Consider the following 25,587-nt stretch of genomic DNA (forward strand, 5'->3'; position numbering starts at 1 on the left):
AATAAAAGCGCTCAAGCGTAATTCGAGGTATCCACATGACTTCCAAGAAAGCCGCGCGGCCAGTCGACTCTGCCTGCGCAGTGGAAAAGGCCTTCAAGCTGTCCGCACTGACCGTCGCCATCGTCCTGCTGCCGAACATGTCGGCACAGGCCTTCCAGTTCGATACCGGCAGCGACATCGAGGTGCGCTGGGACAACACCCTCAAGTACAGCAACGCCTGGCGGATCAAGGACCAGCACGACAAGCTGGTCGCCGATCCCAACCTGGACGACGGCGACCGCAACTTCGACCAGGGGCTGATCTCCAACCGTGTCGACCTGCTGTCCGAACTGGACGTCAAATACCAGGACGTCGGCTTCCGTGTCAGCGGCGCGGCCTGGTACGACGACGTCTACAACAAGGACAACGACAACGACTCGCCCTTCACCGCCAACTCGTTCAGCGTCGACCACGACGAGTTCACCGACGAGACCCGCGACCTGCACGGCCGCGATGCGGAGTTCCTCGACGCCTTCGCCTACGGCAAGTTCACCATGGGCGAGGAGATGTGGGGCGTGGCGCGCCTGGGCCAGCATGCGCTGCTCTACGGCGAGAGCCTGTTCTTCGGCAACAACGGCATCGCCGCCGCCCAGCAGCCGATCGACGCGGTCAAGGCGCTGTCGGTACCCAACTCGCAGTTCAAGGAGCTCGGCCTGCCGGTCAAGCAGTTCTCCACCCAGCTGCAGCTGACCCCCAACTTCTCGGTGGGCGCCTACTACCAGTTCGAGTGGGAGCGCACCCGCATCCCCGGCGCCGGCAGCTACTTCAGCCCGGCCGACCTGCTCGACGAGGGCGGCGAGCGCATCATCCTCGCCACGGTGCCGGGCGTCGGCCCGGTGGCCTCCTTCTACCGCGGCAAGGACATCGAGGCGCGCGACTCCGGGCAGGGCGGCATCCAGCTGCGCTACCGCTCGGATGCACTGGATACCGACTTCGGCCTGTACGCGGTGCGCTACCACGACAAGAACTTCCAGGTGCAGGTGCGCCCGGGCGCCAATGTCGGCCCGAGCCAGCCGGCGGACAAGCAGGGCGAGTACATGCTGGTGTTCCCCGAGGACATCACCGCCTTCGGCTTCAGTGCCAACCGCGGCATCGGCAACGCCAACGTCGGCTTCGAGGCGTCGATCCGCCACGACGCACCGCTGGTCAGCCTGACCGTGGCCGACCTCAGCGCGGTGGCGCCGGTGGCGGTCGGTGACAACGACCACAACCCGCTGTACGCCATCGGCAAGACCGCCCACGCGCAGATCAACATGATCAACGTGCTGCCCACCGGCACCTTCTGGGATTCGGCGACCATCCTCGCCGAGCTGGCGTGGAACCGCACGCTGAGCGTGGACAAGAACCGCGAGAGCCTCGACCCCAACTCGACCCGCGACGCCACCGCCATGCGCGTGGTGTTCACCCCGACCTACTTCCAGGTGCTCGACGGGCTCGACCTGTCGGTGCCGATGGGCTTCGGCTACGGCATCGACGGCCGTTCCTCGGCGGTCGGCGGCTTCAGCCAGGCCAAGGGCGGCAACTACAACATCGGCATCGCCGGCGACTACCTGAAGTCGATCAACTTCAGCCTGTCCTACAACGGCTACTTCGGGCCCTCGGCGCCGATCAACATCGGCGGCATCAAGACCTACGAGCAGACCAACGCCGACCGCGACTTCATCGCCTTCAGCGTCTCGCACACTTTCTGAGGTGTTGACCATGTACAAGAACAACAAAGCCCGTTTCCTGACTTGCGTATCCCTGCTGTCGCTGTGCATCGGCGCCGCCCATGCGGCGGTCAGCCCGCAGGAGGCCGAGGCCCTCAAGGGCAAGCTGACGCCGATTGGCGCCGAGCGTGCCGGCAACGCCGACGGCAGCATCCCGGCCTGGAACGGCGGCTTCACCGAGGTGCCGGCCGGCTACCAGCAGGGGCAGCGCAACGTCGATCCGTTCGCTGCCGACAAGCCGCTGTACACCATCACCGCGGCCAATCTCGACCAGTACAAGGACAAGCTGTCCGAGGGCGTGATCCAGCTGTTCAGGGACAACCCGCAGACCTTCCGCATCGACGTCTATCCGACCCGGCGCACCGCGGCGGCGCCGCAGTGGGTGTACGACAACACCTACAAGAACGCCACCCGCGCCACCCTGGAGAACGACGGCCTGACCGTGAAGGGCGCCTACGGCGGCGTGCCCTTCCCGATCCCCCAGTCGGGCCTCGAGGTGCACTGGAACCACATGACCCTGTGGCGCGGCGAATCCACCCACACCAGGTACAAGGTGTGGACCACCACCGCCGACGGCAAGCAGGTGCTGGCCACCGCCGCGGTCGACGACGGCCAGTATCCCTACTACTACAAGGACGGCTCGCTGGAGAGCACGCCCAACCCCAACTACATGCTGGCGATCCAGTCCACCTACGCGCCGGCCTTCCGCGCCGGCGAGGCGCTGATGGTGCACAACGTGCTCGACCACGTTAAGGGCCGCACCCTGTGGCAGTACCTGGCCGGCCAGCGCCGCGTGCGCCGCGCGCCGAGCATCAACTTCGACACCCCCAACGTGGTGGCCTCCGGGGTCAACTTCGTCGACGAGACCTTCGGCGGCGGCGGCTCGCCCGAGCGCTACGACTGGAAGCTGATCGGCAAGCGGGAAATGATCATTCCCTACAACAGCAACAAGCTGCTGGCCAACGCCGACCAGGCGGTGATGGATCAGCGCCATGCCAAGCCGGAGATGATGCGCTGGGAGCTGCACCGCGTCTGGGAGGTGGAGGCGACCCTCAAGCCCGGCAAGCGCCACGCCGTGCCCAAGCGCAAGTACTACTACGACGAGGACAACTGGGGCACCGCCATCCTCGACGGCTGGGACGCCGAGGGCACCCTGTGGCGCACCGCGCTGACCACCCCGTTCGCCGCGCCGGATATCCCGGCCACGGTGAACTACTGCACCGGTTTCTTCCATGACCACCGCACCAAGGCCTGGGTCTACAACTGCGCCCTGGGCGATGCCGGCAAGGACCAGTACGCCATGGCCGAGCGCCGCCGCGAGAGCTACTTCTCGCCGGAATCGCTGATGACCCAGAGCGCACGCTGAGTTCCGATGCGCACGGGCTGCCTGCCCCGCTGCGGCGGGGCGGGCAGCCCGTGCGGTGCCCTGTGGTAGCGGAGATTCCGACAGTGAAAAGAACAATGATCGCCTTGTGCATATCCCTGGTCGGACTGGTTGTGGCGGAGTCGAACGCCTTCGCCGATACCGAGAAGCGGCCGGAGGTCGTCCGTGACGTACCTGACACCCTGCAGCAGCCGGCCCTGCGCTCGCCCCTGGCGGCGCGCTCGCTGCTCAATGCCGTGGCCAGCGCCGGCGAGCGCATCGTCGCGGTGGGTGCGCGCGGCCACATCGTCTATTCCGACGACCGCGGGCAGAGCTGGCAGCAGGCCGAGGTGCCGGTCTCGGTGACCCTGACCGGCGTGTGCTTCGCCGACCGCGACACCGGCTGGGCAGTCGGCCACCGCGGCGTGATCCTCAAGACCGTCGACGGCGGACGCAGCTGGAGCAAGCGCTTCGACGGCCTGCAGGCCGCCACCGCCATCGTCCAGGCCCGCGAGCTGCAGGACCCGGAGCGCGCCCACGATGCGCGGCGCCTGCAGATGGAGGGCGCCGACAAGCCGCTGCTCGACGTGCAGTGCCTCGATCGCCAGCGGGTGGTGGCCGTCGGCGCCTACGGTTTCGGCTTCGTCACCCACGATGGCGGCGACACTTGGCTGCCCTCGCTGGCGCTGCTGGACGGCACCGAGCAGCGCCACGTCAACGTCGTCCGCGAACACGGCGGGCAGCTCTACCTGGCCGGCGAGCTGGGCATGCTGCTGCGTCTGGACAGCGACCTGCAGCAGCTCGAGCCGCTTGGCGAGCCCTATCCGGGCAGCTTCTTCGGCCTGGTCGTCACCCGCAGCGGCCATCTGCTGGCCTTCGGCCTGCGCGGCAACCTGTTCCGCTCCGGCGATGGCGGCGCCAGCTGGCAGCAGGTCGAGTTCGCCGGCAGCCAGAGCCTTACCGCCGGGGTCAACCTGGCCGACGGCGGCATCCTGCTGGTCGACGAGTCCGGCGCCGGCTGGCTGAGCCGCGACGACGGGCAGAGCTTCCGGCCGGTCAGGCCCAGCGCCCAGTTCCCCTTCGCCGGCCTGCTGGCCACCAGCGATGGCGGCAGCGTGGCGGTCGGAGTCAATGGCGTTTCCTTCTTCGAGCCGGGCGCGCTGCGTTGAGTCGGTCAATAACAAGAGGTCAATAACATGGCTATCGGTCATTCCACCGACGATTTCGCCGCCATCGCATCCCTTGCGGATTTCGACAGGCATTCGGGCAACCGCCTGGAGCGCCTGCTGTTCAACCATCGCAGCCTGGTGATCGGCGTCTGCCTGCTGCTGACGCTGCTGTTCGCGGTCGCCGCCACCGGCCTGCGCCTGAACGCCAGCTTCCTCAAGACCATCCCGGCCAACCATCCGTTCGTGCTCAACTTCCTCGCGCATGCCGACGAGCTCAAGGGCAGCGCCAATGCCGTGCGCATCGCCGTGGCGGTGCCGGAGGGGCGCGAGGGCGACATCTTCAGCGCCGAGTACATGGAGACCCTCCGGCAGATCAACGACGACCTGTACCTGGTGCCGGGCGTCGACCGTGCCTTCATGAAGTCGCTGTGGACGCCGCTGACCCGCTGGCAGGGCGTCACCGAGGAGGGCTTCGACGGCGGCCCGGTGGTGCCGGACGGCTTCGACGGCAGCGCCGAGAGCCTGGCGATCCTGCGCGCCAACGTCGAACGCTCCGGCGAGATCGGCCAGCTGGTGGCGCGCGACCTGCGCTCGACCATCGTCCATGTGCCGCTGCTGGACATCGACCCCAAGACCGGCCAGGCGCTCGACTACCAGACCCTGTCCGACGCCCTGGAGGAGATCCGCAGCCGCTACCAGGCCAAGGGCATGGACATCCACATCATCGGCTTCGCCAAAGTGATGGGCGACCTGATCGCCGGCCTGCAGGCGGTGCTCGGCTTCTTCGCCGTGGCGGTGCTGATCACCACGGCGATCCTCTACTACTTCACCCGCTGCTGGCGCAGCACCCTGGTGGTGCAGGGCTGCACCCTGGTCGGGGTGATCTGGCTGCTCGGCTGCCTGCCGCTGCTGGGCTACGAGCTCAATCCCTACTCGATCCTCATCCCGTTCCTGGTCTACGCCATCGGCGTCAGCCACGGCGCGCAGAAGATGAACGGCATCATGCAGGACGTCGGCCGCGGCACCCACAAGCTGATCGCCGCGCGCTACACCTTCCGCCGCCTGTTCGCCGCCGGGATGACCGCGCTGCTCGCCGACGTGGTCGGCTTCGCCGTGCTGACCATCGTCGATGTGCCGGTGATCCAGGAGCTGGCGATCATCGCCAGCGTCGGCGTGGGCATCCTGGTGTTCACCAACCTGGCGCTGCTGCCGATCATGCTGTCGTACACCGGCGTTTCCCCGCTCGCCGCCGCGCGCAGCCTCAAGCTGGAAGCGGGCGAGGCGGGCGGTCCGCGCCTGCTCGGCGTGTTCGAGCGCTTCACCGGCCCGCGGCCGGCGGCGCTGGCGCTGCTGGTGGCGCTGGGCATCGGCCTGTTCGCGCTGCTGGTCGGCCGCGAGCTGAAGGTCGGCGACCTCGATCCGGGCGCCCCCGAGCTGCGCGCCGACTCGCGCTACAACCGCGACAACCAGTTCGTCATCGGCCACTACCAGGCCAGCAGCGACGTGTTCGTGGTGATGGTCGCCACCCCTGCCGGCCAGTGCATCGACTACGCCACCCTGCGCAAGGTCGAGGAGCTGGAGTGGCGCCTGCGCCAGCTGCCGGGCGTCGAGGGCACCAGCTCCATCGCCGGGCTGGCGCGCAAGATCAACGTCGGCATGAACGAGGGCAACCTCAAGTGGAACGAGCTGCTGCCCAACCAGGCGATGATCAACGCCGCCGCCATCCGCTCGCCGCGCGAGCTGTTCAATGACACCTGCGACCTGCTGTCGGTGTATGCCTACCTCAAGGACCACAAGGCCGACACCCTGAGCGATGTGGTGGCGGTCACCGAGCGCTTCGCCGCCGAGTACGACGACCAGCGCGCGCGCTTCCTGCTGGCGGCGGGCAATGCCGGCATCGAGAGCGCCACCAACATCGTGGTCAAACAGGCCAACGGCCAGATGCTGCTGGGCGTGTACCTGGCGGTGACCCTGCTGTGCTTCGCCGCCTTCCGCTCCTGGCGCGCGGTGGTCTGCGCCATCCTGCCGCTGATCCTCACCTCGCTGCTGGCCGAGGCGCTGATGGTCAAGCTGGGCATGGGCCTCAAGGTGGCGACCCTGCCGGTGGTGGCCCTGGGCGTCGGCATCGGCGTCGACTACGCGCTGTACATTCTCAGCGTCACCCTGTTCTGGCTCAAGCGCGGCGCCTCGCTGGCCGAGGCCTACGCCCGGGCCCTGCAGTTCACCGGGCGGGTGGTGGTGTTCACCGGCCTGACCCTGTCGCTCGGCGTGGTGACCTGGATCTTCTCGCCGATCAAGTTCCAGGCCGACATGGGCGTGCTGCTGACCTTCATGTTCCTCTGCAACATGCTGGTGGCCCTGGTGCTGGTCCCGGCGCTGGCCTGCTTCATGCTCAGGCCGGCGGCGACTGTGGCCTGCGCCAGCAGCCAGGAGGTGCCGGCATGAGCCTGCACCCCAACCCCGGCGCCAGCACCCAGCGCCTGAGCGATCCGCTCAGCCTGCCGGCGGCCCACCAGGCCATCGCCGCCGCCCTGCGTCACGCCGAGGAGCGTGGCCTGCGGGTCAGCGTCGCGGTGGTCGATGCCGGCGGCCATCTGCTGGCCTTCTCCCGCCTGCCGCAGGCGCCGCTGCACACCATCGACATCGCCCAGGACAAGGCGATGACCGCGGTGTCCTTCTCCATGCCCACCGGGGCGCTCGGCGAGCTGATGGGCTGCGCGCCCGACCACGTGCGCACCTGCCTGCTGCTGCGCCCGCGCATGGTGCCGATGGGCGGCGCCTTCCCGCTGCTGGTCGACGGCCGCCTGGTCGGCGCCATCGGCGTGTCCGGCGCCAGCGAGGAGCAGGACATCGAGTGCGCTACCGCTGGCGTGAGGGCTATCGCATGACGCTGAGCTTCCTCAATCCCTTTCACAGCTCCATCGCACAGGAGAACGACCCCGTGAGCAATTACCCCATCGACATCGCGGCGCTCGGCGACGAACTGTTCAACGCGCTGCGCAGCGGCGAGGCGGTGGCGCCGCTGACCGAGCGCTTCCCGCAACTGGGCATCGAGGATGCCTATGCCATCCAGCAGCGCCTGATCGCCCGGCGCCTGGAGCAGGGCGAGCGCATCGTCGGCAAGAAGATCGGCGTCACCAGCCAGGCGGTGATGGACATGCTCAAGGTCGACCAGCCGGACTTCGGCCAGCTCACCGACCGCATGATCGTCGACCAGGGTTCCAGCGTGTCGATGGCCTCGCTGATCCAGCCCAAGGCCGAGGGCGAGATCGCCTTCGTGCTCAAGCACGACCTGGCCGGGCCGGGGGTCACCGTGGCCGACGTGCTGCGCGCCACCGAGGGGGTGATGGCCTGCTTCGAGATCGTCGATTCGCGCATCCAGGACTGGAGGATCCGCATCCAGGACACCGTCGCCGACAACGCCTCCTGCGGGGTGTTCGTGCTCGGCGACCGCCTGGTCGACCCGCGCCAGCTGGACCTGTTCACCACCGGCATGGTGCTGGAGAAGAACGGCCGCATCGTCGGCACCGGCGCCGGTGCCGCGACCATGGGCTCCCCGGTGATCGCCGTGGCCTGGCTGGCCAACACTCTGGGCCGCCTGGGCATGGGCCTCAAGGCCGGCGAGGTGATCCTCTCCGGGGCGCTGTCGGCCATGGTGCCGGTGACCGCCGGCGACCAGCTGCGCATGACCCTGGCCGGCATCGGCAGCTGCTCGATCCGCTTCGACTGAGCGACATCCACAAGGAAATCCCGATGAACAACCAGAAACTCAAGGTCGCCATCGTCGGCTCGGGCAACATCGGCACCGACCTGATGATCAAGATCCTCCGCCACGGCCAGCACCTGGAAATGGGCGCCATGGTCGGCATCGACCCGGCCTCCGACGGCCTGGCCCGCGCCGCGCGGATGGGCGTGGCCACCACCCACGAGGGTGTCGAGGGCCTGACCCGCATGGAGGTGTTCAAGGACATCGACTTCGTGTTCGACGCCACCAGCGCGGGCGCCCACGTCAGGAACGACGCCTTCCTGCGCTCGCTCAAGCCCGGCATCCGCCTGATCGACCTGACCCCGGCGGCCATCGGCCCGTACTGCGTGCCGGTGGTCAATCTGGAAGACAACCTCGCCGCGACCAACGTCAACATGGTCACCTGCGGCGGCCAGGCCACTATCCCGATGGTCGCCGCGGTGTCGCGCGTGGCCAAGGTGCATTACGCCGAGATCGTCGCCTCGATCGCCAGCAAGTCCGCCGGCCCCGGTACCCGCGCCAATATCGACGAGTTCACCGAAACCACTTCGAAAGCCATCGAGGTGATCGGCGGCGCCGCCAAGGGCAAGGCGATCATCGTCATGAACCCGGCCGAGCCGCCGCTGATCATGCGCGACACCGTGTTCGTGCTCTCCGAAGCGGTCGACCAGGCCAAGGTCGAAGCCTCGGTAGAGGAAATGGCCGCCGCCGTGCAGGCCTACGTGCCGGGCTACCGCCTCAAGCAGAAGGTGCAGTTCGACGTGATTCCGGAAGATGCGCCGCTGACCATCCCGGGCCACGGCAAGTTCTCCGGCCTGAAGACCTCGGTGTTCCTCGAAGTCGAAGGCGCCGCCCACTACCTGCCGGCCTACGCCGGCAACCTCGACATCATGACCTCCGCCGCGCTGGCCACCGCCGAGCGCATGGCGCTTTCCATGATCAACGGCTGAGGAGAAGCGCCATGACCTTCGACCCGAGCAAGAAGCTGTACATCTCCGACGTGACCCTGCGCGACGGTAGTCATGCCGTGCGCCACCAGTACTCGCTGCAGAACGTGCAGGACATCGCCCGCGCCCTGGACGAGGCCAAGGTGGACTCCATCGAAGTCACCCACGGCGACGGCCTGCAGGGTTCCTCGTTCAACTACGGCTTTGGCGCGCACACCGATCTGGAGTGGATCGAGGCCGCCGCCGAGGTGATCCAGCACGCCAGGATCACCGTGCTGCTGCTGCCCGGCATCGGCACGGTCCACGACCTCAAGGCCGCCTACGACGCCGGCGCCCGTTCGGTACGCGTGGCCACCCACTGCACCGAGGCGGACGTCTCCAAGCAGCACATCGAATACGCGCGCAGCCTGGGCATGGACACCGTCGGCTTCCTGATGATGAGCCACATGATCCCCGCCGAGCAGCTGGCCGCCCAGGGCAAGCTGATGGAGAGCTACGGCGCCCAGTGCATCTACATGGCCGACTCCGGCGGTGCGATGAACATGCAGGACATCCGCGAGCGCATGCGTGCGTTCAAGGCGGTGCTGAACCCCGAGACCCAGACCGGCATGCACGCCCACCACAACCTCAGCCTCGGCGTGGCCAACTCCATCGCTGCGGTGGAGGAGGGTTGCGACCGCATCGACGCCAGCCTCGCCGGCATGGGCGCCGGCGCCGGCAACGCGCCGCTGGAGGTGTTCATCGCCGCCGCCGAGCGCATGGGTTGGAACCACGGCACCGACCTGTACCGCCTGATGGACGCCGCCGACGACCTGGTGCGTCCGCTGCAGGACCGCCCGGTGCGCGTCGACCGCGAGACCCTCGGTCTCGGCTACGCCGGCGTCTACTCCAGCTTCCTGCGCCACGCCGAGGTGGCGGCGGCCAAGTACGGCCTGAAGACCCTCGACATCCTCGTCGAGCTGGGTCGCCGGCGCATGGTCGGCGGTCAGGAAGACATGATCGTCGACGTGGCGCTGGATCTGCTGGCGGCCGGCAAGGGCCACTGAGTTTTCCCATTCGCGTGCAATTCAACATCGAACAACAAGGAAAAGAACCATGAGCCAATACACCCAGGACAACACCAGCCATTTCGTCCAGGTCGGCGACCTGCGCCTGCACTACAACGACGCCGGCAGCGGCGAGGTGGTGATCATGCTGCACGGCTCCGGCGCCGGCGCCACCGGCTGGGCCAACTTCCACCGCAACGTCGACGCCTTCGTCGAGGCCGGCTACCGGGTGATCCTGCTCGACTGCCCGGGCTTCGGTAAATCCGACCCGATCCTCACCGCCGAGCCGCGCTTCGTGGTCAACGCCCGCTACACCAAGGGCCTGATGGACGCGCTGGACATCGACCGCGCGCACCTGATCGGCAACTCCATGGGCGGCGGCAGCGCGCTGGCCTTCGCCGTCGAGTTCCCCGAGCGGCTGAGCCGGCTGATCCTCATGGGCGCCGGCGGGGTCGGCAAGACCAGCCTGTTCACCCCGCTGCCGATGGAGGGCATCAAGCTGCTGTTCCAGGTCTACCGCGAGCCGACCCTGGACAACCTGAAGAAGATGCTCAACGTCTTCGTCTACGACTCCAGCGCGCTGACCGAGGAGCTGATCCAGCTGCGCCTGAGCAGCATCCTGGCCAACCCGCTGCACCTGGAGAACTTCCTCAAGAGCGTCGAGTTGAGCCAGTTCAACTTCGGCGACTTCAGCGCCGACCTGCCGGGCATCAAGGCGAAAACGCTGATCACCTGGGGCCGCGACGACCGCTTCGTGCCCATCGACTGGAGCCTCAAGCTGCTCAACGGCATCCCCGACTCGCGCCTGCACGTGTTCAGCCAGTGCGGCCACTGGGCGCAGTGGGAGCACGCCGAGGCGTTCAACCGCCTGGTGATCGACTTCCTCAAGCACTGAGGTCGGTACAACGACAAGGGGGGAGACGGTTACCGTCTCCCCCCTTGTCGTTTGCGCGGCTGATGGGGCTGGCTTCAGCGGCTGGCCATGCCCAGGCGCAGCGCCTTCTTGAACACTTCCAGCTCGCCGTCACTGAGGGCGCCGAAGATGTCCTGCTGCGCCTGCTTCACCGTGGCCCACAGCGCTTCCAGCTTGGCATGCCCGGCGGCGGTGACCTCGTGGCGCGTACCGGCCGGTTGCAGGAAGCCGCGCTCCTGCAGGGCGGCCAGGGCTTCCTCGACCTCCTGCGCCGGCATGGCGGCGGCCTGCTGCAGTTCGGCGAGGCTGGCGTGGGGCGCGCTGTCCAGCACCAGCAGCAGGCGTGCCTCGCTGTTGCGCAGGCCCAGCGCGAGGTTCTCCTGGACGAAGCGCGGGTGGCAGGCGTTGACCGCCTGGATCAGCAGGTAGAACAGGTTGTCGCCGAGGCGGGTGTTGAGCAGGTCGCGGCTCTCGATCGCCTCGCCGGCCTCCGGCTTGCGCCCGCGCGGGTGGGGCAGAACCATGGCGTAGCCGCCCTGGTGATAGACCAGCGGCGCGCGGCCGTGGTCCTCGTAGCGCTCCACCCGGCCGATCATGATCCAGTGGTCGCCGCCGTCGACGTGCTGGAACTGGCTGCACTGGAAGTTGCCGGCGCAGCCGTCGAACAGCGGCGCACCGCCGAGACCGGCGCTGTGTTCGATGCCGGCGAACTTGTCTTCCTGCGGGCGGGCGAAGTGGTTGGACAGGGCGATCTGCTCGGCGGCCAGCAGGTTGACCGCGAAGTGGCTGGCGTCCTTGAACACCTCCCAGGCGCTGGAGCGCTTGTCCAGGCTCCAGAGGATCAGCGGTGGCTCCAGCGAGACCGAGTTGAAGCTGTTGGCGGTAACGCCGACCTTGTGGCCGTCGGCGCCGCAGGCGGTGACGATGGTCACCCCGCTGGCGAAGTTGCCGAGGGCGCGGCGGAACTGGCGGGGATCGAGGCTGGGATCGAGGTTGTGGTCTGCACTTGTCATGTGGCTCTCCTGGGATCCTTCTGCGGCGCGGCCTGCGCGAGATCCGTCTGGTTGTCGAGGTAAGGCCATTCTGGCCAACCCGGCCGGCGGCTTCATCGACGTTAAAGCGAAAGCACCGTTCGCTTCGTTTGTCTGGTCGCCCGCTGCCCGACTGGTAGCTTTGCCGTGAACCATGCCTGCAAAGTCAAAGGAGTTGCCCGTGCCCAGGATCCATCCCGTCGCCATCTTGGCCTGTTCGCTGCTCGGTGGTACTGCTTTCGCCGATGCGCCGCCCTGCACGCCGGGACAAGGCTTCCAGCCGGTCTGCGGCATCGCTCCGCCGGAGGATCTGGAACTCACCCCGGACGGTCGCCAGCTGATCATGAGCATCACCCCCGGACTGGCCGGGCAGCAGGTGTCGCGCCTGCGTATCATGGACCTGCAGAGCGAGACGGCACGCGACCTGCCGCTGCAGATCGCGCCGCAGGAAGGCTGGGGCGAGGCGGGCTGTGCCGCGCCGCCGCAGGCGCCCGGCGCCCATGGCATCCACCTGACCAAGCGCGCCGATGGCCGCCAGCAGCTGCTGGTGGTCAACCACAGCGGTCGCGAAGCCGTCGAGTTCGTCGAGCTGCTGGCGGACGGCGGCGACTGGCAGGCGTACTGGCGCGGCTGCGTCGAGCAGAAGGAGATCGGGCGCTTCAACGACGTGGCGGCCACGCCGGACGGCGGCTTCGTTGCCAGCGTGATGTTCGAGTCGGCGAGCATGGCGCCGCCGCTGCCGCTCGCGCAGCTGCTCGACGGCCGCGACACCGGCTACCTGATGCGCTGGACGCCGGGGCAGGCGCTGCAGAAGCTGGCGGGCAGCGAGGCGCCGTTCCCCAACGGCGTGCAGGTGTCGGCCGATGGCCGGCATGCCTGGTTCGCCGCCTGGACCGCCGGAGAGATCCGCCAGTTCGACCTGCAGGAGGGTCGCCCGCTGGCGCGGGTGCCGGTCGGCTACATGGTCGACAACCTGAGCTGGGGCGCGGACGGCCGCCTGCTCGGCGCCGGCATCGACGACGCCGGCGCCTTCCAGCGCTGCTTCGCCAGCCATGTCGAGCACTGCCCGGTGGGCTTCAAGGTGTCTGCCGTGGATACGCAGAGCGGCGAGAACCGCGAGCTGTTCGCGGCGAAGGAGGGCGTGCTGGCCGGCGCCTCGGTGGCGGTCGAGGCCGGTGGGACGCTGTACGTCGGCTCCTACACCGGGGATCGCCTGCTGAGGCTGGCGGCGCCGGAGCGGGCAGGGCAGTCGCGTTAAAGGCCACCGAGGCCGGTCGATCCGCTGTAGGGGCGAATTCATTCGCCGGAATACGCGCCAGGACGAATGAATTCGCCCCTGCAGACCGGAAACCGGCCGCGTGCCATTGCCCTGCCGGATCAAGCGCTTTCTCGTCGAACAAAAGGGAAATGTCATGCAACGACTCAAGCGGGCGGCCGGTGCCGCCCTGCTGGCCTGGGTGCTGCCGGCCGCCGCCGCCGCGGCCGAGCAGCCGAACATCCTGCTGATCCTCGCCGATGACCTGGGCTTCTCCGACCTCGCCAGCTTCGGCGGCGAGATCGAGACGCCGAGCCTCGACCAGCTGGCCGGGGAGGGGGTACGGATGACCGGCTTCTACGCCGCGCCGACCTGTTCGCCGACCCGGGCGATGCTCATGTCCGGCACCGACAACCATCTGGTCGGCCTCGGCACCATGGCCGAGGTGTTGCCCTTCGCCAAGTCGCTGCAGGGCCGTCCGGGCTACGAGGGGCACCTCAATGCGCGCGCCCATTCGCTGCCTCGCCTGCTCAAGGACGGAGGCTATGTCACCTACATGGCCGGCAAGTGGCACCTGGGCAAGGCCGACGACCAGGGGCCGCACGCCTGGGGTTTCGACCGCTCGCTGACCCTGCTCGAAGGCGGCGCCAGCCACTTCAAGCCGCTGCCGGACTCGACGGTGCGCGTCGAGAACGTCAGCTACCGCGAGGACGGCAAACCCATCGAGCTGCCGGAGAACTTCTTCTCGAGCGACTTCTACACCGACCGGTTGATCGACTACATCGAGTCCGGGCGCGACAGCGGCAAGCCGTTCTTCGCCTACGCCGCCTACACGGCGCCGCACTGGCCGCTGCATGCCCCCGAGGCCTACATCGACAGGTACCGCGGGCGCTACGACGGCGGCTACGAGGCCATCCGCCAGGCACGCATCGAGCGCCTGAAGCGGCTCGGGCTGGTCGATCCACAGTTCGTCGCCGCGGCGCCGGCGAGCGTGCCGAGCCCGCAGTGGCAGCAGCTCGATGCTGCGGAGAGGGCGCTGCAGGCGCGCAAGATGGAAGTCTATGCGGCCATGGTCGAGCACCTGGACATGAACATCGGCCTGCTGATCGACTACCTCAAGCGCATCGGCGAATACGAGAACACCCTGATCGTGTTCATGTCCGACAACGGCGCCGCCGGCGAGGACCACGCCAAGGGCTACTCGCCGGGCGACGGCCTGACCGACGACTCGCTGGCCAACATCGGCCGCCGGGGCTCCAACATCAACTACGGCTACCGCTGGGCCGAGGTCAGCGCGACGCCGTTCAGCCTGGTCAAGGGCACCACCGCCGAGGGCGGCATCGCCGTGCCGACCATCGTGCGTCTGCCGGCGGCCATGGGCGGCGGGGGCGGGCGCATCCTGCACGGCTTCGGCCGGGTCGACGACCTGGCGCCGACCTTCCTCGAGGCGGCCGGCCTGCCGCTGCCCGGCGACAGCTACCAGGGAGCACCCAGAGCGCCGATGAGCGGGCGCTCGCTGCTGGCCATGCTCGCCGGCGGGCAGGCCGATACATCGCGACAGGTAGCCGGTGAGCTGTTCGGCCAGGCCTACGTGCGCGACGGCGACTGGAAACTGGTGGCCGCCCGCGCGCCGCACAGCGGTCCGCCGTTGCCCGACCGGCCCTACGCCTGGAAGCTCTACAACCTGGCCGAGGATCGCGGCGAGACCACCGACCTGTCCGCCCGCTACCCGCAGAAGGTCGAGGAGCTCAAGGCCCAGTGGCGGCGCTATGTGGACTGGGCGGGGGTGGTCGAGCCGCCCGGCACCTGAGCCTGTGTTGATTGAAGAGGCCTCCGATCCGGGGGCCTCTTGCATTGGCGCCGCGGCGGATTCTGCAGCAAAGCTGAACGCCCCCTTCGCTCGCCCTGCCTCCTCAACGCTGGGCGCGGCTGTCGATAATCCCTGCCACAGGCAAGCCCGTCCGGGCATGACAGCAATGAGCGAGGTGGTGATGAAGATTCTGGTGACCGTGAAGCGGGTGCTGGACTACAACGTCAAGGTCCGCGTCAAGGCGGACCACTCCGGCGTCGATCTGGGCAACGTGAAGATGGCGATGAACCCCTTCTGCGAGATCGCCGTGGAAGAAGCGGTACGCCTCAAGGAGCAGGGCATCGCCAGCGAAGTGGTGGTGGCCTCGGTCGGCCCGGCCGCCGCGCAGGAACAGCTGCGCACCGCCCTGGCCCTCGGCGCCGATCGCGCCATCCTGGTCGAGTCCAATGACGAGCTGAATTCCCTGGCCGTGGCCAAGCTGCTCAAGGCCGTGGTCGACAAGGAGCAGCCGCAGCTGATCATCACCGGCAAGCAGGCCATCGACAGCGACAACAACCAGACCGGGCAGATGCTCGCCGCGCTGACCGGCTTCGCCCAGGGCACCTTCGCCTCCAAGGTCGAGGTGGCCGGCGACCGTGCCAGCGTCACCCGCGAGATCGACGGCGGCCTGCAGACCGTTTCACTGAAACTGCCGGCCATCGTCACCACCGACCTGCGTCTCAACGAGCCGCGCTACGCCTCGCTGCCCAACATCATGAAGGCCAAGAAGAAGCCGCTCGACGTACTGACTCCGGATGCTCTCGGCGTGTCCACCGCCTCCAGCGTCAAGGTGCTCAAGGTCGAGGCCCCGGCCGCGCGCAGCGCCGGGATCAAGGTCAAGTCGGTGGCCGAGCTGGTCGAGAAACTGCAGAACGAAGCGAAGGTGATCTGAGATGGCAATCCTGGTAATCGCTGAACACAACAACGCTACCCTGGCTGCCGCCACCCTCAACACCGTGGCCGCTGCCGCTCAGATCGGTGGCGACATCCACGTGCTGGTCGCCGGCCAAGGCTGCGGCGCGGTCGCCGAAGCCGCGGCCCAGGTCGCCGGCGTGGCCAAGGTGCTGCGCGCCGACGCCCCGGTCTACGCCCACCAGCTGCCGGAGAACCTCGCGCCGCTGATCGTCGAGCTGGCGCGCAGCGGCTACAGCCATGTGCTGGCCCCGGCCACCACCAACGGCAAGAACTACCTGCCGCGCGTCGCCGCGCTGCTCGACGTCGAGCAGATCTCCGAGATCGTCAAGGTGGTTTCCGCCGACACCTTCCAGCGGCCGATCTACGCCGGCAACGCCATCGCCACCGTGCAGTCTTCGGCCAGCGTCAAGGTCATCACCGTGCGCGGCACCGGCTTCGACGCCGTGGCGGGCGAGGGCGGCAGCGCGAGCATCGAGGCCATCGACGCCGCCTGCGATGCCGGTATCTCCAGCTTCGTCGGCGAGGAGCTGGCCAAGTCCGAGCGCCCCGAACTGACCGGCGCGAAGATCGTCGTCTCCGGCGGGCGCGGCATGCAGAACGGCGACAACTTCCAGTTGCTCTACGCGGTGGCCGACAAGCTCGGCGCCGCGGTGGGGGCCTCGCGCGCCGCCGTCGACGCCGGCTTCGTGCCCAACGACATGCAGGTGGGGCAGACCGGCAAGATAGTCGCGCCGCAGCTGTACGTCGCCGTCGGCATTTCCGGTGCCATCCAGCACCTGGCCGGCATGAAGGACTCCAGGGTGATCGTGGCGATCAACAAGGACGAGGAGGCGCCGATCTTCCAGGTCGCCGACTACGGGCTGGTCGCCGACCTGTTCGAGGCGGTGCCTGAGCTGGACAGGACGCTCGCCGGCTAGGGCGCCGAGAGGTCAGCCATACGTCGAAGGATTGGGGCCGTTGCAGGGTGTGAGTGCCGATCTGCACTTTTAGAACGCCGCTCCCTGAGCCTCGTAGAGTACGGATTCCCGCACCCTGGTGGAGTGAAAGGCATAGCTCGGCAGGAGGTCGGCGGCTCGGGATTCGTCCTGCGCGCTCGTGGCCGTGGTCCTGAAGGTGGCGACCAGCTCCTTCATCTGACCCGCCTGGTTTTCCAGTGCCGCGACGGCGGCGCGGGATTGCTCGACCAGGGTGGCGTTCTGCTGGGTGGTGCTGTCCAGCTGGTTGATCGCGGTGTTGATCTGGCCGATGCCGGCGCTCTGTTCGCGGGTGGCGCTGGCGATTTCCTGCATCAGGCTCGACAGCTGGCCGATCGAGGCCACGGTTTCGCGGATGGTCTGGCCGCTGTGCTCCGCCTGGCGCACGCCGTGGCCGATCTTGCTGGAGATCGTTTCGATCAGTTCGCGGATCTCGCTGGCCGAGGCGGCGCTGCGGCTGGCCAGGCTGCGCACCTCGGCGGCCACCACGGCGAAGCCGCGGCCCTGCGCGCCGGCGCGGGCCGCCTCGACCGAGGCGTTGAGGGCCAGGATATTGGTCTGGAAGGCGATGCCGTCGATGACCTGGATGATGTCGTTGATCTTCTGCGAGCTGGAGGCCAGCTCCTGCATGAGCCGGATGCTCTGCTCGACGTCGCGGCCGCCGCTTTGCGCTGTCGCGGCGGCGTTTGCGGCCAGGCGGCTGGCCTGCTCGGTGGTCTCGCTGTTCTGCTGCACCAGGGCGGTGATCTGCTCCATGCTGGAGGCGGTCTGCTGCAGGGCTGCCACCTGTTCGTCGGTGCGGGCGGACAGTTCCTGGCTGCCGAGCAGGACCTCGTGGGCACTGGTGAACACCTGGTCGCTGCTGTCATGCAGCGAGGCGACCAGGCGCGACAGCTTCTGGTTGGTTTCGCCCATGGCTTCGAGCAACTGGCCGGTTTCGTCGTGGGCGTTGCCGTAGATGGCCTGGGTCAGATCGCCCTCGGCGACCCGGCGGGTGGCCTCCAGGGCGCTGCGCAAGGGGATCGTGATGCTGCGGCTGATGCGTATCGCCATGAGGGCCGCGATCAGCAGTGCCAGGGCGGCGAAGGCCAGCAGGCCGGCCAGGGCATTGCGGTGCTGACGCTCGATCTGGCTTTCGGCCTTGGCCACCAGCTCCTGCGCCGCCTGCTCGATGGCGATGGCCTGCTGGTCGAGCTGCTGGATCTCGTCGTTGAACTGGCCGAAGACCATGTCGGCGATGGCCGGGTCGGTGATCTCGCCGGCGGCGATCCGCTCGTAGACGCCACTGAAGCCGTAGTGATAGGCCGACAGCAGGGTGGCCGACTGGGTGTACAGGTCGTGCAGGCTGCTGTCGGGGGCCAGCTCGGCGCCCTGTTGCAGGGTGTCGGTCAGCGCCTGGTGAACGTCGTCCCAGCGCTGCTTGTGAGCCAGCACCGCCTGCGGGTTGCTGACGTTGAGGAACAGGCTTTTCTCGATGTGACGCCCCTCGATGGTCAGGCGGCGAACCTCGGCGGCATTGTGCGAGAGGGCGATATCGATCTGCAGCAGCTCGTTGGCGGTGCGCTTCTGCGCGGCCAGCCCCTGGACGCCGACGGCAGTGGCGGCGGCCAGCAGGAGCACGATACCGCCGAAGGCCAGGCGCAGGCGGGTGGCAATGTTGAGGCGGGAGAGCATGCGATTTACCGGAGCGATCAGTGATGTTGAATTGATATCAACTGATCGTTGCGCTTTCGTGACGGCGCGGGTCTGCCGGCGCGATGCCCTGTGCGGTGTGGCGTGGATTCAGGCGCGGGAGGTCACGGCGCCGAGTCGACCCAGCCTGGACTGGCCGTCCGGGCCGTAGAGGCCGTTGCCCCTGGCCTCGTGGAGGAAGTTGAGCATGCGCTGATTCTGCTCGAGGCGGGCGCGAATGTTCTCGCCGTTCAGGCGGTTGAGCTGGTGTGCCCGGCTGGCCAGGGCGAGCAGCCGTTGCCAGGCGCTCGGGCAGCCGGCGTCCGTGGCGGCGCGTGCGGCCCCCTGGCGATCGTCGCCGTAGCCGAGTCGCAGCTGGGCATGCCGGCGTTGCGCCTCCAGCTGTTCGATCGCGCCGAGGAGTTCCTGCTTGCGGGCGGCGAGGTCGGTCAGGTGCTGGCCGTCCACCCTGCCTTGGGCAAGAAGGCGCTGTTCGTCCTCGAGCAGGTCGATGAACTGCGCGACGGCTGCGGACTGGCGGTCCAGGTGCTTGGCCAGGCTCATGCGATCTCCCGGGGTGGCGAAGGGGGAAGGTCAGTTCTGCTCGAGCTGTTCGCGCACGCTGGCGATCAGGCCGTCGGCGATACGGTCGGCGCTGATTTCCAGGCGGCCTTCCTTGATGGCCTGGCGCAGTTCGGCGACGCGGGCGAGGTCGATATCCTCGCTGCCGGTCCGGCTGCCGGCGGCGCTCAAGTGGGTCACCGTGGAGGGCGCCTGCTCGCTGGGCGCGGCCTGGCCTTCCTGGGCGCGGGTCGGCGCGGGCTTGCCGGTCGTCGCGGCCGGGCGGGCCGGTAGATGTGAACTGTCGATTTTCACGGGAAATCTCCCTCGTGTGGTTTCTGTCTGCACTATCGGCCCCCGCCGGCCAGACTTGAATGCCGGTCTGGCGGGAAAGTGCCTACTGTGTCGCAGATTATGCGCCTTGTGCGCAGCGCTAGAAATCGACCGTCAGCAGATTCCGACCGTGTACCCGGGCACGCAGGATGGCGCCGCTCTCGGTGCGGATGCGGACTTCCTCGCCCAGGCCGCCGTTGTCGAGGGCGGTACCCTCGCGGCTGGCGACGAAGTCGCCGGCGCGGGCCTCGATCCGGACGCGGGCGCCGCGGATGACCAGCGGTACGCTGCGCAGCGCGTTCGCCGGCAGCGGGCTGCCCGCGGCCAGGGCGCGGGTGAGCTCGCGGCCGATGGCCTGCCCGGCGTCGAGCACGGCATTGCGCGGCAGGCTGCCGAGGTCGCCATGGCGCAGCTCGAGCAGGTCGGCGCTCAGCACCTCGCCGGCCGTCAGGGCCCGGCGCGTGACGGGGTAGGCGGCGCTGATCGCGACCGTCGCCTGTCGATAGCGGGTTGCGCCGCCGCTGCAGTGCACGCCGACGGCGACACGGCCGAGCAGACGCTGCGTGGACTGCGGCAGGAAGGGTTGCGGCTGGTCGCAGGGCGGCAACTGGGCGGTGACCGGAGCGACCTCCACCGTGACCTGCCGCTCGGGGCCCGCAGCGGCTCGGGTGAGGAAGTCCTGCACGGCGACGGCCACCGGATCGGTTTGCGCAGCGGTCAGGCTGGTCGGCAGCAGCAGGATGCCCAGGGCGCCGAGTTGCTGCAGCCGGTTTGCGCGGGGGAGGGGACGCGGCATGGCGGCGCCTCGTGAATGGCGGGGAAGGCCAATTCTAGGCAGGCATGCCGTCGGCCAAGGCGCAAATTGAGCGGTAAATACCGGCCTGTTCACACCTTTGCGCTGACAGAGCTCCCCCTATTCTGTGCACTGAATCACTTTTACCTTGAGCGCTGACTGGCGCGGAGGTCGTCCGCATGATCGACAAGCTCGATGGCGCATTGCGCATGCATCAGCTGGCGCTGGGCCTGCGCGCCGAGCGTCAGCAGGTGCTGGCCAACAACATCGCCAACGCCGATACGCCCAACTTCAAGGCGCGCGATTTCGATTTCGCCGCCGAGCTGGCCCGGGCCGCGCAGGCGTCCCCGGCGGCGGGCGGCCAGGCGCTGACCACCACCAATGCCCGTCACCTGGCGGCCCGCAGCGGTGCCCTGGCCAGCGAGCGGGAGCTGCTCTATCGCATTCCCGGTCAGCCCAGCATGGACGGCAACACCGTGGACATGGATCTCGAGCGCGGCGAATTCGCCGACAACGCGGTGCGCTACCAGGCCAGCCTGACCCTGATGAACAGCCGAATCCAGGGCCTGAAGTCAGCCCTGCAGCCCGAGTAATCCCGCATGTCGATGTTCAATATCTTCAATATCTCCAGCTCCGCGCTCAGCGCGCAGTCGCAGCGCATGAACGTCACCGCCAGCAACCTGGCCAATGCCGACAGCGTGAGCGGGCCGGATGGCCAGGCCTACCGGGCCAAGCAGGTGATCTTCGAGGCCCAGGGGCGCGACAGCCAGGGCGTCGGCGGCGTGCGGGTGGCGCAGGTGATCGATGACGAGGCGCCCATGCGTCTGGAGTACCGCCCCGGGCATCCGCTGGCCGACGAGCGCGGCTACGTGACCCTGCCCAACGTCGAGCCGGTCAACGAGATGGTCAACATGATCTCCGCATCGCGCTCCTACCAGGCCAACGTCGAGGTGATGAACACCAGCAAGCAGCTGATGCTCAAGACCCTGGCCCTGGGCGACAGCTGAGGAGTGGCGGCATGAGCAACACCATCGACAGCTCGGTCATCAGTGCGATCAATGGCGGCGGCAGTTCGGCCAGCGTCAGCGAGCAGAAGAAGGCCGACGACCTGCGCAACAACTTCATGACCCTGCTGGTCACCCAGCTGCAGAACCAGGATCCGCTCAAGCCGATGGAGAACGCGGAGATGACCTCGCAGCTGGCGCAGGTCAACACCCTCAGCGGCATCGAGGAGCTCAACGCCACCCTCAAGGGCATCACCGGGCAGATCGATGCCGGACAGACCCTGCAGGCCTCGGCGCTGATCGGTCGTGGCGTGCTGGTACCGGGCGACCGCGTGCTGGTCGGCAGTGGCCAGGCCACGCCGTTCGGCGTCGAGCTGGCGAAGGCCGCCGATCAGGTCAAGGTCAGCATCTACGACGGTGCCGGTCAGCTGGTGCGCCAGTTCGATCTGGGCGCGCTGTCGGCTGGGGTCGAGTCGTTCGTCTGGGACGGCACCCTCAACGACGGCAGCGTGGCGCCGGATGGCGCCTACCGGGTCGCCGTCGAGGCACTGGCCGACGAGAAGACCCAACCGGCCACCGTGCTTACCTATGGTCAGGTCGGTGGCGTCAGCAGCACCGCCAGCGGCCCGCAACTGGACCTCGGTGCCACTCTGGGACGGGTAGGCCTGCAGGATATCCGTCAGATCCTCTGACCACTTTCATTCATCATCCGGTTTCGCGCGGCAGGCGGCCAGCCGCTGCGTCCAGGGAGTCAAGCAATGGGCTTTTCGCAGGCACTCAGCGGTCTCAACGCGGCGTCCAAGAACCTCGACGTGATGGGCAACAACATCGCCAACGCCCAGACCATCGGCTACAAGAGCGCGAGCATGCAGTTCGCCGACGTGTATGCCGGCGCCAAGGTCGGTCTGGGCGTCAGCGTCGCCGGCGTGCAGCAGAACTTCAAGGATGGCAACCTCGAGGCCACCGGGCGCAATCTCGACCTCGCGATCAGTGGCGGGGGCTTCCTGCGTTTCGATCAGGGCGAGCAGATCGTCTATGCGCGCAACGGCCAGCTGACCATGACCCCGGACGGCTATCTGGAGAACGCCCAGGGCGGCCGGCTGACCGGCTACCCGGGGGCGGCCGGCAACGGTGGCCAGGTGCAGCAGCTGAACATCCCCGCGGCCGGTCTGCCGGCCAAGGCGACCGGCGAGCTCAAGGCAACCCTCAACCTCGACGCCACCCTGCCGAGCCTGGATCCGGCGGCCTTCGACCCGCTCAAGTCCAGCACCTATTCCTATGCCAACGGCGCCACCGTGTTCGATTCCCAGGGCACGCCGCAGACGCTGACCCTGTACTTCATCAAGACCGAGGTCAACACCTGGGAGGTGAAGACCGCACGCGCCACGCCGGCGGGGCAGGAGTTTTCCCCCGACACCACCCAGCTCACCTTCGACAGCAACGGTCTGCTGGCCGGCAGCACGGCGATCCGCACGGCGGAGGACGGCACCGTCACCACCGGGCCGCTGCAGACGCCCTATGACACGACCCCGATCAGCTTCGCGCTGACCAACGGCGCCAACGACATGAGCTTCAAGCTCAACGTCGCCGGCAGCACCCAGTTCGCCAACGAATTCGAGCTCGGCAGCCTCAACCAGGACGGCTTCACCTCCGGCAGCCTGGTCGGCATCTCGGTGGACAAGAAGGGCCAGATCATCGGCAACTACTCCAACGAGCGCACCCAGGTGCTGGGCACCATCGCCATGGCCAACTTCCGCAACCCGGAAGGGCTGACCCCGGTCGGCGGTGGCTGGGCGGAAAGCAGCGACTCCGGCCAGGCGCTGATCGGCGAGGCCGGTACCGGCCTGTTCGGCGACATCGAGGCCGGCGTGGTGGAAACCTCCAACGTCGACCTGACCAAGGAGCTGGTGGCGCTGATCATTGCCCAGCGCAACTTCCAGGCCAACGCCCAGACCATCAAGCTGCAGGACGAAGTGCTGCAGCAGGCCGTCAACCTGCGCTGATCGGGCTGAGCCATGGATCGCATCGTCTATACCGCGATGAGCGCGGCACGCTTCACCCTCGAGCAGCAGGGGGCGGTCAGCCACAACCTGGCCAACGCCGCCACCCCCGGCTTCCGCGGCCAGCTGGCTGCCATGCAGGCTGTGCCCGTGGAAGGCGCCGGCCTGGCCACGCGCACTCTGACCGTGGCCAGCGCGCCGATGGCCGACTTCAGCGCCGGGCCGGTGTCCACCACCGGACGCGACCTGGATGTCGCCCTGCTCGGCGACGCCTGGCTGGCGGTACAGGCCGCCGATGGCAGCGAAGCCTACACCCGGCGCGGTGATCTGCAGGTGGATGCCACCGGCATGGTCACCATCCTCGGTCGCCCGGTGATCGGCGAGGGCGGGCCGCTGATCGTGCCGCTGGGCAGCACCCTGAGCATGGGCAGCGACGGCACCCTCAGTGCGATCGGCGAGGGCGAAGGGCCGGAGAGCATCGCCGCCGTCGGTCGCCTCAAGCTGGTCGCGGCAGCGCCAGGCAGCCTGGAGCGCGGCGAGGACGGCCTGTTCCGCAACCAGCCGGATGCCAATGGCGTCGGCGCCGCGCTGCCGGCGGACGACAACCTGCGCCTGACCCCCGGCGCCCTGGAAGGCAGCAACGTCAACCCGACCGAGGCGATGGTGGCGATGATCGACAACGCCCGTCGCTACGACATGCAGATGAAGGTGATCGGCAGCGCCGACGAGAACGCCCAGCGCGCCAACAGCCTGCTGTCGCTGCAGGGCTGACGCCCCGGCGACCCACCCCACCCGAGGAATTCCGATGATCAGATCGCTGTGGACGGCCAAGACCGGCCTGGAGTCGCAACAGGTCCAGCTGGACGTGATCGCCAACAACCTGGCCAACGTCGGCACCGCCGGCTTCAAGCGCTCGCGCGCGGTGTTCGAGGACCTGCTCTACCAGAACCTGCGCCAGCCCGGCGCCAGCAGTACCGCGCAGACCAACCTGCCGTCCGGCCTGCAGATCGGCACCGGCGTGCGCCCGGTGGCCACCGAGCGCATCCACAGCCAGGGCAGCCTGCAGAACACCGAGAACTCGCGGGACCTGGCGATCAACGGCAACGGCTTCTTCCAGGTGCTGCGCAGCGACGGCACCACCGCCTACACCCGCGACGGCAGCTTCCAGATCGACCGCGACGGCCAGCTGGTCACCGCCAGCGGCTATCCGCTGCAACCCAGCATCACCATCCCCGACAACGCACTGTCGGTCACCATCGCCCAGGACGGCATCGTCTCGATCACCGAGCCGGGCAGCAGCCAGAGCCGCGAGGTCGGCCAGCTGACCCTGGCCACCTTCATCAACCCGCCGGGCCTGCAGAGCATCGGCGAGAACCTCTACCTGGAAACCGACAGCTCCGGCTCGCCCAACGAGAACATCCCCGGACTCAATGGTGCGGGCGTGCTCTACCAGGGCTACGTGGAGACCTCCAACGTCAACGTGGTCGAGGAAATGGTCAGCATGATCCAGACCCAGCGCGCCTACGAAATCAACAGCAAGGCCGTGGAGACCTCCGACGAGATGCTGGCACGGTTGGCCCAGCTGTGATGAGCACCTTCCGCGCCGCCGCCGCCCTGCTGGCGGCCCTGCTGCTGGCCGGTTGCGCGCAGTTGCCGCGGCCCTCGGTGGTCGGCGAGCAGGAGCTGGTGCAGATTCCCGAGCGGCCGCTGCCGCAGGCCAACGGCGCGATCTTCCAGTCGCGCCAGGGCTTCCAGCCGCTGTTCGAGGACCGTCGTCCGCGCCAGGTCGGCGACATCCTCACCGTGGTGCTCAACGAGCAGGTCAGCGCCAGCAAGAATGCCGCCGCCAACGCCAGTCGCAACGGCTCGGCCAGCCTGACGCCGGTCACCGTGCCCGACAAGCTCAGCCAGCTGGCCGACTGGGCCACCGAGCTGGAGGGCGAGAACGTGTTCGCCGGCAGCGGCGGGGCCAAGGCCAACAACTCGTTCAACGGCACCATCACCGTGTCGGTGCTGGAGGTGATGACCAACGGCAACCTGCGCGTGCGCGGCGAGAAGCAGATCGCCATCAACCAGGGCACCGAGTTCATTCGCTTCTCCGGGGTGGTCAATCCGCGCGCCATCACCGTGCAGAACACCGTACCCTCGACCCAGGTGGCCGATGCGCGCATCGAGTACGTCGGCGACGGCTACATCAACGAGGCCCAGACCATGGGCTGGCTGCAGCGCTTCTTCCTCAACGTCTCGCCGTTCTGATGGGCCCCGACGCC

24 protein-coding genes and 1 pseudogene are annotated in these 25,587 nt (G+C 68.2%); 20 read left to right on the forward strand and 5 right to left on the reverse strand.

The window, feature by feature from the left end:
- Positions 1 to 35: 35 nt before the first annotated feature.
- From BLT78_RS04030 to BLT78_RS04070, 9 genes are all read left to right on the forward strand, one after another.
- Positions 36 to 1,730, forward strand: a complete 1,695-nt coding sequence (locus tag BLT78_RS04030) for a DUF1302 domain-containing protein (RefSeq protein ID WP_090347733.1) — start codon at positions 36 to 38, stop codon at positions 1,728 to 1,730.
- A 10-nt stretch (positions 1,731 to 1,740) separates the two neighbouring features.
- On the forward strand, positions 1,741 to 3,114 hold the full coding sequence (locus BLT78_RS04035; protein WP_090347734.1) for a DUF1329 domain-containing protein: 1,374 nt from the start codon (positions 1,741 to 1,743) through the stop codon (positions 3,112 to 3,114).
- A gap of 83 nt (positions 3,115 to 3,197) precedes the next feature.
- Complete coding sequence (locus BLT78_RS04040) at positions 3,198 to 4,280, forward strand: WD40/YVTN/BNR-like repeat-containing protein (protein WP_231975692.1); 1,083 nt, start codon at positions 3,198 to 3,200, stop codon at positions 4,278 to 4,280.
- A 27-nt stretch (positions 4,281 to 4,307) separates the two neighbouring features.
- Positions 4,308 to 6,725, forward strand: coding sequence for an efflux RND transporter permease subunit (locus BLT78_RS04045; protein WP_090347736.1), 2,418 nt, complete (start codon positions 4,308 to 4,310; stop codon positions 6,723 to 6,725).
- A complete protein-coding gene (locus BLT78_RS04050; RefSeq protein ID WP_090347737.1) occupies positions 6,722 to 7,168 on the forward strand; it encodes a GlcG/HbpS family heme-binding protein in 447 nt (148 codons plus the stop codon). Before BLT78_RS04045 ends, BLT78_RS04050 begins: the two co-directional genes overlap by 4 nt.
- Before the next feature lie 53 nt (positions 7,169 to 7,221).
- Positions 7,222 to 8,010 carry a 2-oxopent-4-enoate hydratase gene (gene dmpE, locus BLT78_RS04055; RefSeq protein ID WP_231975694.1) on the forward strand — a complete coding sequence of 263 codons (789 nt, stop codon included), beginning with the start codon at positions 7,222 to 7,224 and terminating at the stop codon, positions 8,008 to 8,010.
- 23 nt (positions 8,011 to 8,033) lie between these two features.
- Positions 8,034 to 8,975, forward strand: a complete 942-nt coding sequence (locus BLT78_RS04060; RefSeq protein ID WP_090347738.1) for an acetaldehyde dehydrogenase (acetylating) — start codon at positions 8,034 to 8,036, stop codon at positions 8,973 to 8,975.
- An 11-nt stretch (positions 8,976 to 8,986) separates the two neighbouring features.
- The gene (gene dmpG, locus BLT78_RS04065) at positions 8,987 to 10,018 is read left to right on the forward strand and encodes a 4-hydroxy-2-oxovalerate aldolase (protein WP_090347739.1); all 1,032 of its coding nucleotides are present in this window, start codon (positions 8,987 to 8,989) and stop codon (positions 10,016 to 10,018) included.
- Between the two features lie 49 nt (positions 10,019 to 10,067).
- Complete coding sequence (locus BLT78_RS04070; protein WP_090347740.1) at positions 10,068 to 10,913, forward strand: alpha/beta fold hydrolase; 846 nt, start codon at positions 10,068 to 10,070, stop codon at positions 10,911 to 10,913.
- A 74-nt stretch (positions 10,914 to 10,987) separates the two neighbouring features.
- On the opposite strand, the gene BLT78_RS04075 is transcribed toward BLT78_RS04070, so the two are convergent.
- Positions 10,988 to 11,944, reverse strand: coding sequence for a p-hydroxyphenylacetate 3-hydroxylase reductase component (locus BLT78_RS04075; protein ID WP_090347741.1), 957 nt, complete (start codon positions 11,942 to 11,944; stop codon positions 10,988 to 10,990).
- A 199-nt stretch (positions 11,945 to 12,143) separates the two neighbouring features.
- Here BLT78_RS04075 and BLT78_RS04080 point away from each other — a divergent pair, with 199 nt between their 5' ends.
- From BLT78_RS04080 to BLT78_RS04095, 4 genes are all read left to right on the forward strand, one after another.
- Positions 12,144 to 13,220: an SMP-30/gluconolactonase/LRE family protein gene (locus tag BLT78_RS04080; protein ID WP_172830762.1), complete on the forward strand. Its 1,077-nt coding sequence runs from the start codon at positions 12,144 to 12,146 to the stop codon at positions 13,218 to 13,220.
- Between the two features lie 154 nt (positions 13,221 to 13,374).
- Positions 13,375 to 15,027, forward strand: coding sequence for an arylsulfatase (locus BLT78_RS04085; RefSeq protein ID WP_090347743.1), 1,653 nt, complete (start codon positions 13,375 to 13,377; stop codon positions 15,025 to 15,027).
- Positions 15,028 to 15,208: 181 nt separating this feature from the next.
- A complete protein-coding gene (locus BLT78_RS04090) occupies positions 15,209 to 15,958 on the forward strand; it encodes an electron transfer flavoprotein subunit beta/FixA family protein (protein WP_090352131.1) in 750 nt (249 codons plus the stop codon).
- Position 15,959: 1 nt separating this feature from the next.
- Complete coding sequence (locus tag BLT78_RS04095) at positions 15,960 to 16,898, forward strand: electron transfer flavoprotein subunit alpha/FixB family protein (protein ID WP_090347744.1); 939 nt, start codon at positions 15,960 to 15,962, stop codon at positions 16,896 to 16,898.
- A gap of 186 nt (positions 16,899 to 17,084) precedes the next feature.
- On the opposite strand, the pseudogene BLT78_RS04100 reads toward BLT78_RS04095, so the two are convergent.
- The 4 genes and pseudogenes from BLT78_RS04100 to flgA all read right to left on the reverse strand — a co-directional run.
- Positions 17,085 to 18,629 (reverse strand): annotated as a pseudogene (locus BLT78_RS04100) (methyl-accepting chemotaxis protein); the annotation flags it as partial.
- A gap of 108 nt (positions 18,630 to 18,737) precedes the next feature.
- The gene (locus BLT78_RS04105; RefSeq protein ID WP_090347746.1) at positions 18,738 to 19,190 is read right to left on the reverse strand and encodes a flagella synthesis protein FlgN; all 453 of its coding nucleotides are present in this window, start codon (positions 19,188 to 19,190) and stop codon (positions 18,738 to 18,740) included.
- A gap of 30 nt (positions 19,191 to 19,220) precedes the next feature.
- A complete protein-coding gene (gene flgM, locus BLT78_RS04110; RefSeq protein WP_090347747.1) occupies positions 19,221 to 19,502 on the reverse strand; it encodes a flagellar biosynthesis anti-sigma factor FlgM in 282 nt (93 codons plus the stop codon).
- Between the two features lie 118 nt (positions 19,503 to 19,620).
- Complete coding sequence (gene flgA / locus BLT78_RS04115) at positions 19,621 to 20,316, reverse strand: flagellar basal body P-ring formation chaperone FlgA (RefSeq protein ID WP_090347748.1); 696 nt, start codon at positions 20,314 to 20,316, stop codon at positions 19,621 to 19,623.
- Positions 20,317 to 20,492: 176 nt separating this feature from the next.
- Here flgA and flgB point away from each other — a divergent pair, with 176 nt between their 5' ends.
- The 7 genes from flgB to BLT78_RS04150 all read left to right on the forward strand — a co-directional run bounded on the left by flgB (position 20,493) and on the right by BLT78_RS04150 (position 25,573).
- The gene (gene flgB, locus BLT78_RS04120) at positions 20,493 to 20,906 is read left to right on the forward strand and encodes a flagellar basal body rod protein FlgB (protein ID WP_090347749.1); all 414 of its coding nucleotides are present in this window, start codon (positions 20,493 to 20,495) and stop codon (positions 20,904 to 20,906) included.
- Positions 20,907 to 20,912: 6 nt separating this feature from the next.
- Positions 20,913 to 21,320 (forward strand): flagellar basal body rod protein FlgC, encoded by a 408-nt coding sequence (flgC, locus tag BLT78_RS04125; protein ID WP_090347750.1) that lies wholly within the window; start codon positions 20,913 to 20,915, stop codon positions 21,318 to 21,320.
- Between the two features lie 11 nt (positions 21,321 to 21,331).
- On the forward strand, positions 21,332 to 22,009 hold the full coding sequence (flgD, locus tag BLT78_RS04130) for a flagellar hook assembly protein FlgD (protein WP_090347751.1): 678 nt from the start codon (positions 21,332 to 21,334) through the stop codon (positions 22,007 to 22,009).
- Positions 22,010 to 22,075: 66 nt separating this feature from the next.
- Complete coding sequence (gene flgE, locus BLT78_RS04135) at positions 22,076 to 23,320, forward strand: flagellar hook protein FlgE (RefSeq protein WP_090347752.1); 1,245 nt, start codon at positions 22,076 to 22,078, stop codon at positions 23,318 to 23,320.
- 12 nt (positions 23,321 to 23,332) lie between these two features.
- Positions 23,333 to 24,088: a flagellar basal body rod protein FlgF gene (locus BLT78_RS04140; protein ID WP_090347753.1), complete on the forward strand. Its 756-nt coding sequence runs from the start codon at positions 23,333 to 23,335 to the stop codon at positions 24,086 to 24,088.
- A 34-nt stretch (positions 24,089 to 24,122) separates the two neighbouring features.
- Complete coding sequence (gene flgG / locus BLT78_RS04145) at positions 24,123 to 24,905, forward strand: flagellar basal-body rod protein FlgG (protein ID WP_090347754.1); 783 nt, start codon at positions 24,123 to 24,125, stop codon at positions 24,903 to 24,905.
- A complete protein-coding gene (locus tag BLT78_RS04150; protein ID WP_090347755.1) occupies positions 24,905 to 25,573 on the forward strand; it encodes a flagellar basal body L-ring protein FlgH in 669 nt (222 codons plus the stop codon). Before flgG ends, BLT78_RS04150 begins: the two co-directional genes overlap by 1 nt.
- The last annotated feature ends 14 nt before the right edge of the window (positions 25,574 to 25,587 follow it).

This window comes from Pseudomonas oryzae, assembly GCF_900104805.1.
Taxonomy (GTDB): domain Bacteria; phylum Pseudomonadota; class Gammaproteobacteria; order Pseudomonadales; family Pseudomonadaceae; genus Geopseudomonas; species Geopseudomonas oryzae.

Coding starts and splice junctions, on each gene's coding strand:
- BLT78_RS04095 (WP_090347744.1), top strand. CDS start 15,960: ATGGCAATCCTGGTAATCGCTGAACACAACAACGCTACCCTGGCTGCC.
- BLT78_RS04070 (WP_090347740.1), top strand. CDS start 10,068: ATGAGCCAATACACCCAGGACAACACCAGCCATTTCGTCCAGGTCGGC.
- flgE (WP_090347752.1), top strand. CDS start 22,076: ATGGGCTTTTCGCAGGCACTCAGCGGTCTCAACGCGGCGTCCAAGAAC.
- BLT78_RS04030 (WP_090347733.1), top strand. CDS start 36: ATGACTTCCAAGAAAGCCGCGCGGCCAGTCGACTCTGCCTGCGCAGTG.
- BLT78_RS04075 (WP_090347741.1), bottom strand. CDS start 11,944: ATGACAAGTGCAGACCACAACCTCGATCCCAGCCTCGATCCCCGCCAG.
- BLT78_RS04140 (WP_090347753.1), top strand. CDS start 23,333: ATGGATCGCATCGTCTATACCGCGATGAGCGCGGCACGCTTCACCCTC.
- dmpG (WP_090347739.1), top strand. CDS start 8,987: ATGACCTTCGACCCGAGCAAGAAGCTGTACATCTCCGACGTGACCCTG.
- BLT78_RS04050 (WP_090347737.1), top strand. CDS start 6,722: ATGAGCCTGCACCCCAACCCCGGCGCCAGCACCCAGCGCCTGAGCGAT.
- flgB (WP_090347749.1), top strand. CDS start 20,493: ATGATCGACAAGCTCGATGGCGCATTGCGCATGCATCAGCTGGCGCTG.
- BLT78_RS04085 (WP_090347743.1), top strand. CDS start 13,375: ATGCAACGACTCAAGCGGGCGGCCGGTGCCGCCCTGCTGGCCTGGGTG.
- BLT78_RS04060 (WP_090347738.1), top strand. CDS start 8,034: ATGAACAACCAGAAACTCAAGGTCGCCATCGTCGGCTCGGGCAACATC.
- BLT78_RS04045 (WP_090347736.1), top strand. CDS start 4,308: ATGGCTATCGGTCATTCCACCGACGATTTCGCCGCCATCGCATCCCTT.
- flgC (WP_090347750.1), top strand. CDS start 20,913: ATGTCGATGTTCAATATCTTCAATATCTCCAGCTCCGCGCTCAGCGCG.
- BLT78_RS04105 (WP_090347746.1), bottom strand. CDS start 19,190: ATGAGCCTGGCCAAGCACCTGGACCGCCAGTCCGCAGCCGTCGCGCAG.
- flgG (WP_090347754.1), top strand. CDS start 24,123: ATGATCAGATCGCTGTGGACGGCCAAGACCGGCCTGGAGTCGCAACAG.
- BLT78_RS04150 (WP_090347755.1), top strand. CDS start 24,905: ATGAGCACCTTCCGCGCCGCCGCCGCCCTGCTGGCGGCCCTGCTGCTG.
- BLT78_RS04035 (WP_090347734.1), top strand. CDS start 1,741: ATGTACAAGAACAACAAAGCCCGTTTCCTGACTTGCGTATCCCTGCTG.
- BLT78_RS04090 (WP_090352131.1), top strand. CDS start 15,209: ATGAAGATTCTGGTGACCGTGAAGCGGGTGCTGGACTACAACGTCAAG.
- flgA (WP_090347748.1), bottom strand. CDS start 20,316: ATGCCGCGTCCCCTCCCCCGCGCAAACCGGCTGCAGCAACTCGGCGCC.
- flgD (WP_090347751.1), top strand. CDS start 21,332: ATGAGCAACACCATCGACAGCTCGGTCATCAGTGCGATCAATGGCGGC.